This window comes from Lacrimispora sanguinis, from assembly GCF_044987295.1.
Lineage (GTDB): Bacteria > Bacillota > Clostridia > Lachnospirales > Lachnospiraceae > Lacrimispora > Lacrimispora celerecrescens_B.
This window is the reverse complement of sequence record NZ_CP173277.1, coordinates 2,026,243-2,043,574: the sequence shown is the minus strand read 5'-3', so window position 1 is coordinate 2,043,574 and position 17,332 is coordinate 2,026,243. Positions and strand designations below refer to the sequence as shown.

Genomic DNA, 17,332 nt, shown 5'->3' with positions numbered 1-17,332 from the left:
AATAGATGGTATTATCGTCCATGTGAGAAGCACAAAGGGGTTCCTTGTGTGCATGATCTTGGCATGGGGATGCCAGTTGGCAAAAACTGAATAGTGTGACGGTTTTAGATCGTGACGGGGGATTGCCTTCTGTGGGGGAAGGGCAATCCTCTATTAATTTTAAAAATGTTGATACAAGAGCAAGATTTACATATAATATCAAGAAATACCTTCCAGGGATACTTTATGCCCTGAGAAGCTGGACGAAAATTAGGAGATGATGAGGAGGAATTTTATGTGGAAGAAATTGAGGCATGATAAACGTGCCCGCAATGTGATGACAACCATAGCGGTTGTAGTCTCCGCACTTTTACAGACCTATGTTATCCAGGCATTTATCAAACCGGCAGGTCTTTTGTCAGGAGGATTTACAGGTATTGCGATTTTAGTTGATCGGGTGACGTCCCTGTATGGGTTTAATATTTCTACTTCCCTGGGCATGATCGCTTTAAACATTCCGGTTGCATGGGCCTGCAGCAAAAATATCAGCAAACGGTTTACTTTTTTTTCCTTAATGCAGGTATTTTTAACCAGTGCGTTTCTAAGGATATTTAATTTTTCACCCATATTTGATGACAGGATTTTAAATGTTATTTACGGCGGAGTTCTCTATGGCTTTGGCATTGTACTTGCTCTTCGGGGCAATGCTTCCAGCGGGGGAACGGATTTCATCGCCTTGTATGTTTCCAATAAGACGGGCAATTCCATCTGGTCCCAGGTTTTCGTAGGAAATGTGCTGCTGCTTTGTATTTTCGGAAAGATTTTTGGGTGGGATTACGCAGGGTATTCCATTTTGTTCCAGTTTGTAGGGACAAAGGTTATTTCCACCTTTCACCACAGATATGAACGAGTAACTCTTCAGATCACTACGGCCCAGGGCCCAATGCTTGCTAATAAATATGTAGAGGCCTTCCATCATGGAATTTCCTGCGTGGATGCAGTAGGAGGCTACAGCAAGAAGAAGATGTACCTTCTTCATACTGTGGTGTCTTCCTATGAGGTAGCCGACATTGTAGAGCTGCTACATGAGGTGGATGAGCATGTGATTGTAAACATGTTTAAAACCCAGCAGTTTTACGGGAATTTTTACAGAGCTCCCATGGAATAATTCCGGTGGTCTATTAAATCGAAAGTGAGACATTTCCTGCTTAGAAAATGCAGGAAATGTCTCGCAAGAGGTTTTATGACAGTTTTTTCTTAAAAAGAGCGGGAAACCGTTTCCGCCGCAGTTTGCCGAACCAGTTAAAATATATAATGAATAGGATAGAAGTGACAGCCCAGGTCAATGGGTAACTGAAAATAACGGTTTCAATGGTTGGGCGCAGGGGAACTGCCACGCAGATCCACATAACACGAAGCGCACAGACACCAAGGCTGGTGATTATCATAGGAATCCAGCAGTCACCGGCTCCCCGGAGGGCACCGGAATAAATCTCAATGCAGACATAAGTGAAAAATGTTGGAGCAAGGTAACGGAGTATTTCCGTTCCTTTTTCAATTACAGCTGTATCGGTGGTAAACAGTAAGTATACGTAATTTCCAAAGGTAAAAAGAAGCGCGCTGAGCGCGATGGCTGAAGCAAAGCTCATGACCATGCAGACCCGGATCCCTTTGTAGACCCGGTCTTTTTTTCCGGCTCCGTAGTTCTGCCCCACAAAGGTCGTGATGGAAATACCGAAGGCGCTGATAATCATCCAGAACACACTGTCTATCTTTCCATAGGCTGTCCATGCAGCAATGGTATCGGTTCCCAGACTATTAACGCTGGACTGGATAATGATGTTGGAAGAAGAGTACATAACGGATTGCAGACCCGCAGGAAAACCGATTCTTATAATCCGCTGCAGCATGTCCCGATCAATTCCAATGGCTTTTGGCACCAGCCGGTAAGCCTCCTTTGACCTTATTAAAACCAGGATCACAAGAACGGCACTGACCAACTGGGATATGATGGTAGCAATCGCCGCTCCCGCCACGCCCATGTGCCAGTAAACCACAAATATGATATCCAGGATGATATTGGTGAAGCAGCTTGCAATCAAAAAATAAAGAGGGCGTTTGGAATCCCCGATGGCCCGTAAGATTCCCGCTCCCATATTATAAACAAGATTTGGGATCACTCCCACAAAATAGATCCGTATGTAAAGGACTGCGTAGTATAAGATCTCATCAGGCGTTCCCATGGCCTTTAAGGCATAAGGTGCTGTCACGATGCCGACCACCATCACGATCACGCCGCATAGGATGGAGAAGGCAATCGCGGTATGGACCGCCTTGTTCACTCGTTCCTCCTGCCTGGCTCCGTAAAACTGGGAAATAATGACCCCGGCACCGGAAGAAAGCCCTATGAAGAACCCGATCAAAAGATTGATAAGGGGTCCTGTAGGGCCTCCCACGGCTGCCAGTGCTTCCTTTCCTACAAACCGCCCAACAATAACTGCATCGGCGGTATTATAAAGCTGTTGAAAAAAAGTCCCGAATAAAATGGGAAAGAAAAACAGAAGAAGTTGTTTCCAAATCACTCCCTCTGTAATCTGATTCTGCTTAAGTGCATCTGTTTTGACCGTATTCTGGTTCATCTCCATTTTCCTCTTTCCTGCCCTTACCTTCTGGACATGGAGGTATACCCGCCGGGTGTTTCCTCATGTAAGTAATTATGTAATCTTTTTTTCCATTATACTGTCAAAAATGGAAAAATACAATCCCCGGACTTATTCTGTAATCTGGGCTTTTGTAATGGCCTGATCCACGGCTTTTAGAAGCACGCCCGAAGTATAACGGGATTCGGTTGGATAGGAGACGTTCTTAGTGGACTGGTTTTTAACAATCTGCTGGGAAAGGTTATCCATGGCCGGCTGCATCAGGGGATACATGGTGGTGATGGCTTCGCTTAAAGGTACCAGGGTAACGGATGTGATTTTTTTGGAGTCAACCGTGACCTCCACATTAATATCCTGGCTGTTCAACGTGATGACAGAGGAATACACTCCCGGAACATAGCACACAGGATCGCCGGAAGTCGGAACAGCATCCTTCTTCGGACGGAACATGACTAAAAACAAAGTGATGAGTAGGATTCCAAGGCCGACGAAGATTGCGGTATAGATAATTTCTTTCATTCGTAAAACAACAATTTTTGTTTTTGAGCTCATAAAATAAGCCCTCCGTACAGTTTTGTTATAATGTATGAATGGGTTCGGGGGTTTCATACCTAAGATTTCATTGTTGGAGGAGGAAATCTGTGTTAAGATGGTAAACGAACACGAGTTTTGGTTTCTGCCCAGGATGCATGGGTAAAAAGTAGGAAAGGAGACGAAAAAGGCTATGTCCCTTCAACTAATATTAGGCGGATCCGGTTCCGGTAAGACCTTCCGCCTTTATACGGATTTGATCCGTCAATCCATAGAAGAACCGGATACCCGGTACTTCGCCATTGTACCGGAACAGTTTACTATGCAGACCCAGAAGGAGATCGTTTCCCTTCATCCAAACCACGGGGTCATGAATATTGATATCGTAAGCTTTAAACGTCTTGCTTACCGGGTATTTGAGGAGCTTGCTATTTCAAGTCCTCAGGTTCTTGATGATATGGGAAAATCCATGGTGCTGCGGAAGGTAGCTGCCAATAAGAAAAAGGACTTAGTCCTTTATAAAGAACATTTATCAAAGTCCGGATTTATCTCCCAGCTAAAATCCATGCTGTCAGAGCTTTATCAGTACGGCGTAACACCGGAGATGCTGAACGAGGAGATACCGGATACCATAAGTCCTATGCTTCGACAAAAGCTTTCCGATATTTCTGTCATTTATCAGGGTTTTAAGGACTACATAAAGGATAAATATATCACCACAGAGGAAATCTTAGATGTGCTGTGCCGGGTTCTGCCACGGTCGGAACTGATTAAGAACAGCGTGATCACCCTTGACGGCTATACCGGTTTTACTCCGGTCCAGTACCGGATCCTGGAGCTTTTTCTCCGTTACAGCAAACGGGTCATCGTTACAGTGACCATAGACCCTGCCGAAAACATGAGCAGAAGATCCGGAGTTCAGGAGCTGTTTTACATGAGCCGTCAGATGATCTGGAAATTAAATGAGCTGGCAAAAGAAACAGAGGCCGGTAAAGAAAAGGATATCCTTCTTAAGAACCATCCGGCTGTCCGTTTCCTTTGTGAGGCCAATGGAGAGAACCCGGAAGAAAACGGCTGCGGAGAAAATTCCCTGGATTTTCTGGAACAAAACTTATACCGCTATAAGGGGAGATCCTGCCAGGAAGGTTCCGATTCCATACGTCTGATTAAGGCTTTAAATCCAAATGAGGAAATCGCCTTTGTGATCCGCTCCATGGAAGAAGAAATCCGGGATCAGGGGCTCCGCTACCGGGATATGGCAGTCATTACCGGAGATATCGGGGGCTATTCCAATGAAATCATTCATCAGTTTCAGTTAAATGGAATTCCTTTTTTCCTGGACAATAAAAAGAGCATTTTAAAAAATCCCATGGTGGAGCTGATTCGTGCTGCCATGGAGATCATTCAAAAAGACTTTTCCTATGAATCTGTTTTTCGCTATTTGAGAACCGGTCTCATTGCGGCGAAAGAGGATGAGGAGAAAATAGACCGCCTGGAGAATTATGTCATAGCCATGGGAATCAGGGGATTTAAAAGATGGGATGCCCCGTGGGAAGGCTGGTACCGGGGAGGCAAGGAGCTTAATCTGGAAGAACTAAACGGATTCCGGGAAGAGCTTATGGCCCCCTTAAGACGTTTAAGAGAGGCCTTTAAAGATCCGGATTCCACGGTAGCTTCCATGACCGGGGCAGTGGCAGTTCTTCTCATGGAGACTGGAATCGAAGAAAAGATGCTGGCCTACGAGGAACGATTCCGGGAAATGGGCGAATTCACCCTTGCCATGGAATACAGCCAGGTTTACGGACTGGTTATAGACTTATTTGACCGTCTTGCCGGGCTTTTAGGAGAAGAACATGTAAGCCGCAGAGAGTATGGAGAGATTCTGGATGCCGGATTTTCGGAGATCCAGGTGGGATTGATTCCGGCCACTTTAGACCGTGTGGTGGTGGGAGATATCACCAGAACCAGGCTGGATCACATTAAGGTATTGTTCTTTGTCGGGGTCAATGACGGGATCGTGCCTGTAAAAAAAGAAAAAAGCAGCTTATTTACGGACCGGGAAAGAGAATTTCTGGGAAGTCATGATATGGAGCTGGCTCCGACTGCCAGGGAAGAGGGACTCCGGCAAAGATTTTATCTTTACCTGGCTTTAACAAAACCGGAGAAACGATTGGTTTTATCCTATGCAGCCATGGATGGCAGCGGAAAAAGTCTGCGCCCATCCACTCTGGTAGGCGAACTGAAACGATTGTTTCCTGGTCTTTTAGAAGTTTCCCCTTTAAGGACGGCAGTTCCTCTTTCCATGAGGGAGGCAAAGGACAGACTGGCGACGGGACTTAGGGAGTTTGGAAATACTGTGGAAGACAGGAAGCTTTTGGAGCTTTTTAAGGCATTTCTTTTATCTGAGGACCATAGGGAGGAAGGAAAGAGGCTGGCAGAAGCTGCTTTCTATGCCTATGATCAGAGAGGAATCGGAAAAGCGGCGGCAAAGGCTCTCTACGGTTCCGTCATAAGCGGAAGCGTTACGAGAATGGAGCAGTACGCCTCCTGTGCCTATGCCCATTTCTTAAATTACGGGCTGGAGTTAATGGAGAGGCAGGAATATGAACTGGCTGCCATGGATATTGGAAACCTGTTTCATGATTCCATTGACCTATGGTTTCAGCGCATGAAAGAAGAAGGAAGGGATTTTAAGACCCTGACCGAGGAAGAAAGGAAAATCCTGGTTCATGAATGCGTGACAAAGGTAACCGAAGAATACGGCAATACCATTTTAAAAAGCTCTGCCAGGAATGCCTATCTGGCCGGCAAGGTGGAACGGATTACGGACCGGACGGTGTGGGCTCTTTCCGAGCAGCTGAAAAAAGGAGATTTTGTCCCGGTGGGATTTGAAGTTTCCTTTTCCGCTGCCGACCAGTTAAATGCCATGAGGATTCCTCTCTCAAAGGAAGAAGCCATTCATTTAAGGGGTAGGATTGACCGCATGGACTTATGCGAGGATGAAGATAAAGTCTATGTAAAGATCATTGATTACAAATCAGGAAGTACGGCATTTGACTTAACGGCCCTGTATTACGGCCTTCAGCTTCAGTTGGTGGTCTACATGGATGCAGCTTTGGAGATGGAGGAGCGGAAAAAGCCGGACAAGTCTGTGGTTCCTGCCGGGATCTTTTATTATAACATCAACGACCCGGTCATCGACAGGGAAGGTGACATGACTGATGAGGAGATAAACGGGAAGATATTGAAACAGCTTCGCATGAATGGCCTGGTCAACAGTGATTTAGATGCCATCACGCACCTGGATCATGAGATTGAAACGGAATCTGATGTAATTCCTGTTGCCATGAAAAATGGGATCATTCAGGAAGCAAGGTCATCGGTTGCAGGCGGCAATCGTTTTTCCGCATTAAGACAGTTTGTTCGGGAAAAGTTAACGTCAGAAGGAAGAGAGATCCTTGACGGCGTGATCGATGTAAATCCCTATAAGCAGGGAAACCGCAGCGCCTGCGATTACTGTCCTTACCATGCGGTCTGCGGATTTGATTTAAAGACTACCGGATATGGCTTCCGGAAATTTAAAGCCTTGAAATCCGAAGAAATATGGCCGGTCATTGAGGGAGAAGAGGAGGAAGGTGAATCAAATGGCGATTAGCTGGACAGAGGAACAAAAGGCCGTCATTGAAAGCAGAAACAGAAATCTCTTGGTATCGGCAGCAGCAGGAAGCGGTAAGACGGCTGTATTAGTAGAAAGAATTATCCGCATGATCACGGAAGGAGATGCTCCCTTTAGGATCGATCAGCTCCTGGTCATGACCTTTACAAAGGCGGCTGCCGATGAAATGCGGGAGCGGGTGTTAAAGGCAGTAGATGAAAAGCTTATGGAGAATCCGGACAGCTCTCATTTACAGATGCAGGCAGCCATGATTCCCTATGCTCAGATTACCACCATTGACAGTTTCTGCCTGGGGCTTATCAAGGATCACTATAATAAGCTGGATATTGACCCTGCCTTCCGAGTGGGGGATGAGGGAGAGCTCATCCTTTTACGGGCAGATGTGATGAAGGATATGCTGGAAGAATATTACGAGAAGGCAGATCCATTGTTTGAAAAGTTTGTAGAAACTTATGCCACGGGAAAGTCCGATAAGGGAATTGAAGATTATATCATGCAGGTGTTTACCTTTTCCCAGAGCAATCCCTGGCCGATGGAGTGGCTTGACCAGTGCAGAAAAGAGCTTGAGACTTCTGACATGGATCAGATCATGGATACCGGCTGGATGAAATTTTTAATGAAGGATGCCGGGCTTCAGCTTTCGGAATTAAAATTTCAGGTGAAGAAGGCCATGGAGGTCTGTGAGGAAGATAACGGGCCGGAGGCTTATCTGCCCATGCTGGCTAACGACTTGCAGCTGTTAGACCGTTTAAGTCTTGCCGAGGATTATGAGTCGTTTAATGAGCAGTTAAAAAAGGCCTCTTTCGACCGCCTGGCTTCCATTCGGAGCAAGGATATTGATGCAGATAAGAAGGCATTTGTAACGGGCATTCGGGACCGGGTGAAAAAGTCGGTTGGAAAGCTCCTTGATTTATACTGCTTTGAATCGCCGGATGAGGTTCTATCCGATATCAGTGGAACAAGGGACGCGGTGGCGACCCTGCTTCATCTGGCCGGAGAATATGCCCGAAGGTATCAGGAAAAGAAACGGGAAAAGAACCTGGTGGATTTTAATGACTTAGAGCATTATGCTCTGGAAATCCTGTTGACGAAGGAAGATGGCAGGACGGTGACCACCGAGGTGGCAGATGAGCTCAGCAGGCAGTTCGAGGAGATCCTTGTGGACGAATACCAGGACAGCAATGATGTCCAGGAAGCCCTGATCGGCAGTATTTCCAGAGAGCGGTTTGGAACTCCCAATGTATTTATGGTTGGTGATGTGAAGCAGAGTATTTACCAGTTCCGTCTGGCCAGGCCTCAGTTGTTTTTAGAAAAATACGATTCCTACTCGAAAGAGGAAGGAAAATACCAGAAAATTGAGCTGCACCAGAATTTCCGAAGCAGGGATGAAGTTCTTCAGAGTATTAACGAGGTATTCTACCAGATCATGACAAAAAACTTGGGGAATATACAGTATACAAAGGATGCAGCACTCCATCCGGGGGCGGATTTTCCTAAGGCTGAGGGTCGTGTGGGGGAGAAAACAGAATTTCTCATGATCCATGGGTCAGGGAACTTATTAAAGCAGCTTGATGAAGATGCTGTCGATTACACCAGCCGGGAGATGGAGGCAAAGGTAATTGCAGGGAAGATCAAAGAACTGACGGATCCGGTAAACGGCCTTCAGATCTGGGATAAACGGCTGGGAGGAAAGGGAGGCTACCGCACCGCAGGATATGGAGATGTGGTAATCCTGCTAAGATCTTTAAGCGGCTGGGCGGAAGACTTTGTGAACGTTCTGATGAATGAAGGGATTCCGGCCTATGCGGAACGGAAAACCGGATATTTCACCGCTCCTGAAGTGGAAACCATACTTTCCATGCTGAATATCATTGATAACCCCATGCAGGACATTCCTCTGGCTGCAGTATTAAAGTCCCCCATTGGCAGGATAACGGATGAGGAAATGGCTCATTTGATGGCTGTCTGGAAAAAGACGGCTAAAAAAGGCCAGGACAGGGGATTATATGGAGCATGGCAGCATTACAGGAAGGAATATGAAGAGGCGGCTGATCCGGAATACCCGGAACTGTCTCAGAAGCTTAAGACTTTCTTTGAACTGCTTTCCCTTTACAGAGAAAAATCCTCCTATCTTTCCATCCATGAACTGCTTTATGATCTATATGAAGGAACCGGGTATTATGATTATATTTCCGCCATGCCGGCAGGAGAAGTCCGGAGAGCCAACCTTGCCATGCTGGTGGAAAAGGCGTCTGCCTATGAGAGGACCAGCTACACCGGGTTGTTCCATTTTATCCGCTATATCGAAAACCTAAAAAAATACGATACGGATTTTGGGGAAGCTTCCCTGGCAGGGGAGGAGAACACGGTCCGTGTCATGAGCATCCATAAGAGCAAGGGACTGGAATTTCCGGTGGTATTTCTGGCAGGTATGGGGAAAAAGTTTAATAAACAGGACTCCTATGGAAAGATCCTTATTGACCCGGACTTAGGCATAGGGACCGACCATCTGGACCTTGATCGGCGGATCAAGGCACCTACCTTAAAGAAACATGTCCTTCGGAGAAAAACGGACCTTGGAGCCATGGGGGAGGAGCTTCGTGTGCTCTACGTGGCTATGACAAGGGCAAAAGAAAAGCTTGTGATGACCGGACTCGACCGGTATCTGGACAAAAAGCTGGAACGCTTTGCCGACGTTATAAGAGTGGAGGGCCAGATCCCTTTCACCATTCTCGGTTCTGCGGATTCCTACTTAGACTGGATGCTCATGAGTTTGTCTGGAAAATATTCCCCTTCCCAGATCCTTGGGGAGGAAGGAGCAGACACCGGGAATCTGATTTTAAAGGAATTGTCGGTCTCCGGTCTGGTAGGGGGAGAGATAGAACGCCAGGCTGAAAAAAAGCTGACAAAGGATGCGCTCCTTTCCCTAGATACGGGAAAGGTTTACGATGAGGTGTTTGCAGCAGACTTAAAGGCTGCTTTTGAATACCGTTATCCCTATGAGGCTGATATTAAGCTTCATACCAAGCTGACCGTATCCGAGTTAAAAAAGCAGGGTCAGTTTACGGATGAAGAGGAAAGCGAGTTTCTGCCTACGATTCCTTTATTCCTGAGAGAAGAAGGGAAAGAGGAAGGCCCGAAAGGTGCTTTCCGGGGAACTGCCTATCACAGGGCTCTGGAGCTTTTGAATTTTGGAAAGGTAAGAACCAGAGAAGACCTACAAAATGCCCTGGATGGATTTCGAAGGGATCAGCGGATGGATGAAGAAAGTCTTTCCCTTTTATCAGAGGATATGCTTATGGGCTTTTTAAACTCTTCCATGGGAAAACGGCTGGCTGCGGCTCAGTTGTCAGGTCGTTTAAAAAAGGAACAGCAGTTTGTCGTGGGAATTCCTGCCCGGGATATGGATGCAGGGGATTCTGATGAACGGATCCTCATTCAGGGAATTATGGATGCCTATATGGAAGAAGAGGGAGGCCTGGTTCTGGTGGATTATAAGACGGATCATATCAGGCCCGGAGAAGAAAAGATACTCATTGAGCGGTATCAGATGCAGATGAATTATTATCAGCGGGCGCTGGAACAGATGACGGGGAAAAAGGTAAAAGAAAAAATTATTTATTCTATGGCTCTGGAAAAGGAAATACCCCTGGCCTGAATAACGACTATATGTTAAAATAGTGATAGAAAATATCTATAAGTACGAGGAGCCCCCTTTCAGGGATACCTCTATATCCAGAAAGCATGGGCGAGAATAAGGAGAAGAACAGGTATGATACCAGATCAAGAAGTGAGACTTACACAAATGACGAAAACTGCCGGCTGCGCCGCTAAAATCGGTCCTGGAACTCTTGCCGGGATTTTAGAAAACCTGCCAAAATTTGAGGATCCTAATCTGCTGGTGGGGATTGAAACCTCTGATGACGGTGCCATTTACAAGGTGAACGAGGAGACCGCATTGATCCAGACCCTTGATTTTTTTACCCCGGTGGTGGATGATCCTTATACCTTTGGCCAGGTTGCGGCTGCCAATGCACTGAGCGATATTTACGCCATGGGCGGAGAACCAAAAGTGGCTCTTAATATTGTGGCATGGCCGAACTGCGTCAATCCGGCTCTTTTGGGGAAAATTTTAGAGGGCGGGGCTTCTAAGGTTGTTGAGGCAGGGGCCGTACTTGCCGGCGGACATTCCATTCAGGATGACGAACCGAAATATGGCTTAAGTGTTACCGGCTTTGTCCATCCGGACAAGGTATTTAAAAACTGCGAGGCAAAACCGGGAGATGTACTTATTTTGACAAAGCCTTTGGGGACCGGGATCGTTAACACGGCAGTTAAGGCGGATATGGCATCAGAAGAGGCAAAGCAGGAAGTGATCCGCGTCATGACCTCTTTGAACAAAAAGGCAAAGCAGGTCATTGAGCATTATGATGTTCATAGCTGCACTGATGTCACAGGCTTTGGCCTGGCAGGCCATGCGGTTGAAATGGCGGAGGGCAGCGGGGTTACAATTGAAATCTCTGTTAAGGATTTGCCCATTCAGAAAGAAGCAATAAGCCTTGCCCAAATGGGACTTATTCCGGAAGGGGCTTACCGGAACCGTTCCTACACAGAGGAAAAACTGGATTTTGGAGAGACAGAGGAATATCTCCGTGATATTTTCTGTGATCCCCAGACTTCAGGCGGACTTTTGATCAGTGTTTCCCCTGAGGATGCAAAAAACATTATGAAGGATTTAAAAGAGGTGCAAATGGAGACAGCCTACGGCATCATCGGGCGGGTTGTGGAGCAAGAAGGAAAATCAGTAAAGTTGAGGTAAGGCCATGATCTATCTGGATAATGCGGCAACCTCCTGCCGGAAGCCGGAGGAAGTGATACAGGCGGTGACTGACGCCATGCGTTCCTTTGGAAATTCCGGCCGGGGAGCTCATGGGGCGTCTCTCGATGCCTCCCGCTTGATTTTCGATACCCGAAGGCTCATTGCAGAGCTTTTTCATGCAGGAGATCCTTCCCGGGTGGCCTTTACAGCCAATTCCACAGCCAGCTTAAACATGGCCATCCAGGGCCTTTTTAAACCGGGTGATCATGTGATCACCACCATGATGGAGCACAATTCCGTGCTTCGTCCTTTGTACCGCATGGAAGAGCAGGGGGCAGAGCTTACCATCCTTCCCGCAGATCAAAAGGGGAGGATCCGGTATGAGGACATCGAGAAGGCAGTAAAACAAAATACAAAGGCAGTGGTCTGTACCCATGCTTCCAACTTAACTGGAAATATAAACGACTTAGAGCTCATTGGGAACATCTGTAAAAGAAATGGACTTCTCCTGGTGGTGGATGCTTCCCAGACAGCCGGAGTGTTTGACATCGATATGGAGAAAACGGGAATCCACGTGCTGTGCTTTACCGGGCATAAAGGACTTTTGGGACCTCAGGGGACAGGAGGAATCTGTGTCCGTGAGGGTGTTTCCATACGTCCTTATATGGTAGGAGGCAGCGGAGTGAAAAGCTATTTAAAGACCCAGCCGGAGGAGATGCCGGAGGTCTTGGAAGCGGGAACCTTAAACGGACACGGGATTGCAGGTCTTCATGCAGCCCTTTTGTATCTTAAAGAAACCGGAATTGAAACCATTCGGGAGAGGGAGCTTCTTCTTATGAGACGGTTCTATGAAGGGGTAACGGATATCCCTGGCGTTAAAGTATATGGGGACTTTTCAGAAAAAGCCCTTCTTTTCCGTGCCCCGGTGGTGGCTCTCAACATTGGGGATTACGATTCCGGAGAAGTGGCTGACGAGCTTGCCTGTTCCTATGGAATCTATACCAGGGCGGGAGCCCACTGTGCTCCTCTTATGCATCAGGCTCTTGGGACAGTGGAGCAGGGGGCCGTGCGTTTTTCCATGTCCCATTATAATAAGGAAGAAGAGATTGACGAAGCCATTCGTGCTGTGAGGGAACTGAGCCTATGAATTTAAAACAATTGGAAGCGTTTGTATGTGTAGCGGAAGGAAAAAGCTTTTCTGCGGCTGCCAAGAAACTGTATTTGACTCAGCCTACGGTAAGCGCCCATATCAGCTCATTGGAAAAGGAATTGGGAGTCCGGCTGTTTGTCCGCACGACTAAGGATGTGGAGCTGTCCCGTGAGGGAGAGCTGCTTTATGACAATGCAAGGCGGATGCTGCAGCTGGAAAAAAATATTCTCAGGGATTTCACTCAGAAGGATTCTAAAACAGCCAATAAAATCATCGTGGGTGCTTCCACAGTGCCCGGTCAGTATATTCTGCCTCAGATTCTTTCCCTGTTTTCCAGAACCTATCCCGGAAATCAATTGGAGTTAAGGGAAGCGGACAGCATGGAAGTGGTTCGGATGGTTCAGGATGGGCTGGTAGAAATTGGTTTTACAGGAACCACAGGCTCCGATCCTACCTGCGTATTTGAACCTTTTTATCATGACCGTCTGGTGATTATTACCCCCAATAATGACCAATACCGCCAATATGAGAAAACTGGGTTTCCCATAGAGCAGCTTTATGAGGAGAGGTGGATCGTCAGGGAAGAAGGCTCCGGCACGAGAAAAGAAGCGGAACGCTATTTGCAGGATATGGGAGTCGATTTAAACCGTCTGGAAATTGTGGCAACCATCAGCAATCAGGAAACCATTAAAAAGTCTGTGGAAGCGGCAATGGGTATTTCCATCATATCAGGAGCAGCTGTGAATGATTATGTAGAGCAGGGCTCCCTCCTTCGTTTTTCACTGGGAGACCAGGAAGTTTACCGAAAATTGTATATGGTATGGAGTAAAAATCACAAGCCCGGTAAGGCAGCCAGATTATTCATACGTTTTGTCCGGGAACTGTATGCGTATTTATAGAATCTTCCTATAGGATCGGAATAACCTATGAAATTGGTATTATTAATACAACGCAGGTAAAAGATTATGAGAAAAAAAGAACAAAAAATTGTGATTACCTTCCGTACAACGGCGGAGGCCATTGCCATGGAGACCCAATGTCAGAAAGAGGGGATACCGGGACGACTCATTCCGGTTCCCAGACAGATTTCTTCCGGCTGCGGTCTTTCCTGGGCTATGCCAACGGACTGGGATGGAAATATCGGTCAATGGATGGAGGCGAGGGGACTCCATTGGGATAAGTTTGGAGAATATTTGATCTAAACATTTCCATGGAATATGTGAAAAGTTTAACGGATTCAAGAAAAAAGGGTCAGAGGGGAAGGGCTGCGGTTGCTTCTTTATGACTCTCTTTTTTTAAATATGCGGCATGAAACTTTATTTATAGAAAAAATCTATGAATTATTTACCGACAATTATTGGTTTGGTTGGAAAGAATACTACTAAATTATAAATAATGTACAAAAATAAAATGAGTATTGACAAATAGTTGTACAATATGATATAGTCTACCTGTCACAAATTACAGGATTTTTTAGTATCAGTATTCAAAGGAACTTATATATGCTCATAATTGGTTGAGCGTCTCTACCAACTACCGTAATAGTTGCCTATAAGTTTCCACGCCACAATAAGCCCGGCTTTTTTGTTGTGTTTTTATTATGCGCGTGTGAACAAATGGAAATAGCGGTAGTTTTTTATTGCGTAAAAATTTCAGAATGTATGGAACGCCGCAATTTTGGCTGCCTCATTTTTGATTTTTCTGGTACGGAATAGGAGGTTCTATGACTGGTGGTAAAAATTTTGTTTTGAAGGGAAACATTTGTTACAGTGAAGATGTCCGCTCGTTAAAGACGGTGGAGCAGGGGTACTTGGTCTGTCAGGATGGGAAGTCGGCAGGAGTTTATAAAGAACTTCCTGTGCAGTTTACAGATTATCCTTTGGAGGACTGGGGAGATATGCTCATTGTACCCGGACTTGTGGATCTTCATATTCATGCGCCCCAGTTTGCTTTTCGGGGTCTGGGAATGGATTTAGAGCTTTTGGACTGGCTGAATACCAATACATTTCCGGAGGAGGCCAAGTATGCCGATCTGGAATATGCAAAAAAAGCTTATGGAATTTTTGCAGAATCCATGAAAAAAAGCGCGACTACAAGGGCCTGTATCTTTGGAACGATCCACAGGCCGGCCACAGAGCTTTTAATGGACCTGATGGAGGAAACCGGTTTAAAGACTATGATTGGTAAAGTCAATATGGATCGGAATTCACCGGATTACTTACGGGAACAGGGAGCAGAAGAGTCGGAGCAGGAAACTCTCCGCTGGCTTGAAGAAATAGGATCCAAATATGAAAACGTAAAGCCTATCCTTACACCACGGTTTATTCCGTCTTGTACCGATGATCTGATGGAACGGTTGGGAAGGCTGCAGAAGGAGCACGGACTCCCGGTTCAGTCCCATTTGTCGGAGAACCAGGGGGAGGTCGCATGGGTAAAAGAACTATGCCCGACTTCTGAATTTTACGGAGATGCTTATGATCAATTCGGCTTATTCGGAGGAAACGGGAAGACCGTTATGGCTCATTGTGTATCTTCTTCCGAAGAGGAAATTGAATTAATAAAAGAGCGAGGGGTTTATATCGCTCATTGTCCACAGTCTAATACCAACTTATCTTCCGGGATCGCTCCGGTCAGAACTTATCTGGACCATGAGTTGAATGTAGGGCTTGGAACTGACGTGGCAGGAGGAAGCGGAGAATCCATTTTCCGCGCTATGGCAGATGCCATTCAGGTGTCAAAGCTTAGATGGAGGCTAAAAGATGAAAGCTTAAAGCCATTAACTGTAGAAGAGGCATTTTATTTAGGTACCTTAGGCGGAGGCTCTTTCTTTGGAAAGGTGGGAAGCTTCCTGGAAGGCTATGAATTTGACGCATTGATTCTGGATGACAGTGGTTTGCCTCATCCTCAGGTCCTTAACTTAAGGGAGAGACTGGAACGATTCATCTATCTGTCCGATGACAGGCATTTAAAGGGGAAATATACGGGGGGAAGTAGAATTTTTTAGCTTTATTTATTAAAAAAAGAACTGCATGGGGCAGATCTTAATACAGCAAAGAAAATATTCTAACTAACAAGGAGGTAAAGTATGGAAACACAAAAAAGCGGAGGACTCTTAGAACGGGTATTTCACTTATCTGAGAATCACACAGATGCAAGGACCGAGATCGTAGCCGGTATCACCACATTTATGACCATGGCTTATATTCTGGCAGTTAACCCAAGCATCTTAAGTGCCGCGGGAATGGACAGCGGAGCTGTATTTACGGCTACTGCACTTGCATCTCTGTTTGCCACCCTTTTAATGGCAGGGCTTGCAAACTATCCCTTCGTACTGGCGCCAGGTATGGGACTTAATGCGTATTTCGCATATACCGTAGTCCTTAACATGGGCTATACATGGGAGATGGCTTTGGCTGCCGTATTCATTGAGGGTCTTATTTTCATCGCACTTTCACTGACCAACGTCCGCGAAGCGATTTTCAATGCAATTCCTACAAACTTAAAGCATGCAGTATCTGTTGGTATCGGTTTATTTATCGCATTTATCGGACTGCAGAATGCAAAGATCGTTGTGGATGGGGCAACTCTTGTAACAATGTTTTCCTTTAAAGGGTCTCTGGCGGATGGTTCCTTCCATACCGTTGGCATTACTGTTTTATTAGCGATTATCGGCATTCTGGTAACAGCTGTGCTGGTAGTTAAAAATGTAAAGGGCAATATTTTGTGGGGAATTATCTTTACCTGGGTTTTAGGTATGATCTGTGAGGCGATTGGTTTATATCAGCCCAATGCAGAGCTTGGAATGTTCAGTGTATTCCCTAATTTTTCCGCTGGTTTTGGTATTCCGGACATGAGTCCTACCTTTTTAAAGCTGGACTTCTCCAGAGTTCTATCCCTGGATTTCCTGGTAGTCATGTTTGCATTCTTGTTTGTTGATATGTTTGATACTCTGGGAACCTTAATCGGTGTGGCTTCCAAAGCAGATATGCTGGATAAAGACGGAAAGCTTCCTCAGATTAAGGGTGCATTAATGGCAGATGCCGTTGGTACAACTGCAGGCGCACTATTCGGTACTTCCACAACTACTACCTTCGTAGAAAGCGCTGCTGGTGTTGCTGAAGGCGGCAGAACTGGTTTAACAGCGGTGGTTGCAGCCATCTTGTTTGGCTTATCCCTGTTCTTATCCCCGATTTTCTTAGCCATTCCGTCCTTTGCTACGGCTCCGGCTTTGGTAGTGGTAGGGTTCTTAATGCTGACTTCCGTTACCAAGGTTGATTTTGCAGATTTCACAGAGGCAATTCCATGCTATATCGCAATTATTGCTATGCCTTTTATGTACAGCATTTCCGAGGGAATCTCCATGGGAGTTATCTCTTATGTCGTTATTAATGTATTAACAGGCAGAGCAAAAGAAAAGAAAATCAGTACCCTTATGTATGTTTTAGCAGTATTATTTGTCCTAAAATATATATTAATATAAATAAAAAAACAACTGATAAAACAGTTTAATAAAATCT

The 17,332-nt window shown here is 45.9% G+C and carries 11 protein-coding genes and 1 riboswitch; of the genes, 9 read left to right on the top strand and 2 right to left on the bottom strand.

Annotated features, from left to right (window positions below; all coding sequences use genetic code 11):
• Positions 1-274 precede the first annotated feature (274 nt).
• On the top strand, positions 275-1,147 hold the full coding sequence (locus ACHZES_RS09545; RefSeq protein WP_038283644.1) for a YitT family protein: 873 nt from the start codon (positions 275-277) through the stop codon (positions 1,145-1,147).
• A gap of 73 nt (positions 1,148-1,220) precedes the next feature.
• On the opposite strand, the gene ACHZES_RS09540 is transcribed toward ACHZES_RS09545, so the two are convergent.
• Both ACHZES_RS09540 and ACHZES_RS09535 read right to left on the bottom strand, forming a co-directional pair.
• A complete protein-coding gene (locus ACHZES_RS09540; RefSeq protein ID WP_395548132.1) occupies positions 1,221-2,618 on the bottom strand; it encodes an MATE family efflux transporter in 1,398 nt (465 codons plus the stop codon).
• 132 nt (positions 2,619-2,750) lie between these two features.
• The gene (locus tag ACHZES_RS09535; RefSeq protein WP_038283642.1) at positions 2,751-3,191 is read right to left on the bottom strand and encodes a hypothetical protein; all 441 of its coding nucleotides are present in this window, start codon (positions 3,189-3,191) and stop codon (positions 2,751-2,753) included.
• A gap of 172 nt (positions 3,192-3,363) precedes the next feature.
• Between ACHZES_RS09535 and addB the strand changes: the two genes are divergently transcribed.
• From addB to ACHZES_RS09495, 8 genes are all read left to right on the top strand, one after another.
• A complete protein-coding gene (gene addB / locus ACHZES_RS09530) occupies positions 3,364-6,825 on the top strand; it encodes a helicase-exonuclease AddAB subunit AddB (RefSeq protein WP_395548133.1) in 3,462 nt (1,153 codons plus the stop codon).
• Positions 6,815-10,504 carry a helicase-exonuclease AddAB subunit AddA gene (addA, locus tag ACHZES_RS09525; RefSeq protein WP_395548134.1) on the top strand — a complete coding sequence of 1,230 codons (3,690 nt, stop codon included), beginning with the start codon at positions 6,815-6,817 and terminating at the stop codon, positions 10,502-10,504. The genes addB and addA overlap by 11 nt, the downstream gene beginning before the upstream one ends.
• A 114-nt stretch (positions 10,505-10,618) precedes the next feature.
• Positions 10,619-11,665 carry a selenide, water dikinase SelD gene (gene selD / locus ACHZES_RS09520; RefSeq protein ID WP_154522222.1) on the top strand — a complete coding sequence of 349 codons (1,047 nt, stop codon included), beginning with the start codon at positions 10,619-10,621 and terminating at the stop codon, positions 11,663-11,665.
• A gap of 4 nt (positions 11,666-11,669) precedes the next feature.
• Positions 11,670-12,812, top strand: a complete 1,143-nt coding sequence (locus tag ACHZES_RS09515; protein ID WP_154522219.1) for an aminotransferase class V-fold PLP-dependent enzyme — start codon at positions 11,670-11,672, stop codon at positions 12,810-12,812.
• Positions 12,809-13,714, top strand: a complete 906-nt coding sequence (locus ACHZES_RS09510; RefSeq protein ID WP_154522216.1) for a selenium metabolism-associated LysR family transcriptional regulator — start codon at positions 12,809-12,811, stop codon at positions 13,712-13,714. The genes ACHZES_RS09515 and ACHZES_RS09510 overlap by 4 nt, the downstream gene beginning before the upstream one ends.
• A gap of 66 nt (positions 13,715-13,780) precedes the next feature.
• A complete protein-coding gene (locus ACHZES_RS09505; RefSeq protein WP_038283631.1) occupies positions 13,781-14,017 on the top strand; it encodes a DUF3343 domain-containing protein in 237 nt (78 codons plus the stop codon).
• Positions 14,018-14,291: 274 nt separating this feature from the next.
• Positions 14,292-14,387, top strand: a riboswitch (purine riboswitch).
• A 151-nt stretch (positions 14,388-14,538) separates the two neighbouring features.
• A complete protein-coding gene (locus ACHZES_RS09500) occupies positions 14,539-15,819 on the top strand; it encodes an amidohydrolase family protein (protein ID WP_038283628.1) in 1,281 nt (426 codons plus the stop codon).
• A gap of 81 nt (positions 15,820-15,900) precedes the next feature.
• Positions 15,901-17,295, top strand: a complete 1,395-nt coding sequence (locus ACHZES_RS09495) for an NCS2 family permease (protein ID WP_395548135.1) — start codon at positions 15,901-15,903, stop codon at positions 17,293-17,295.
• Positions 17,296-17,332 lie beyond the last annotated feature (37 nt).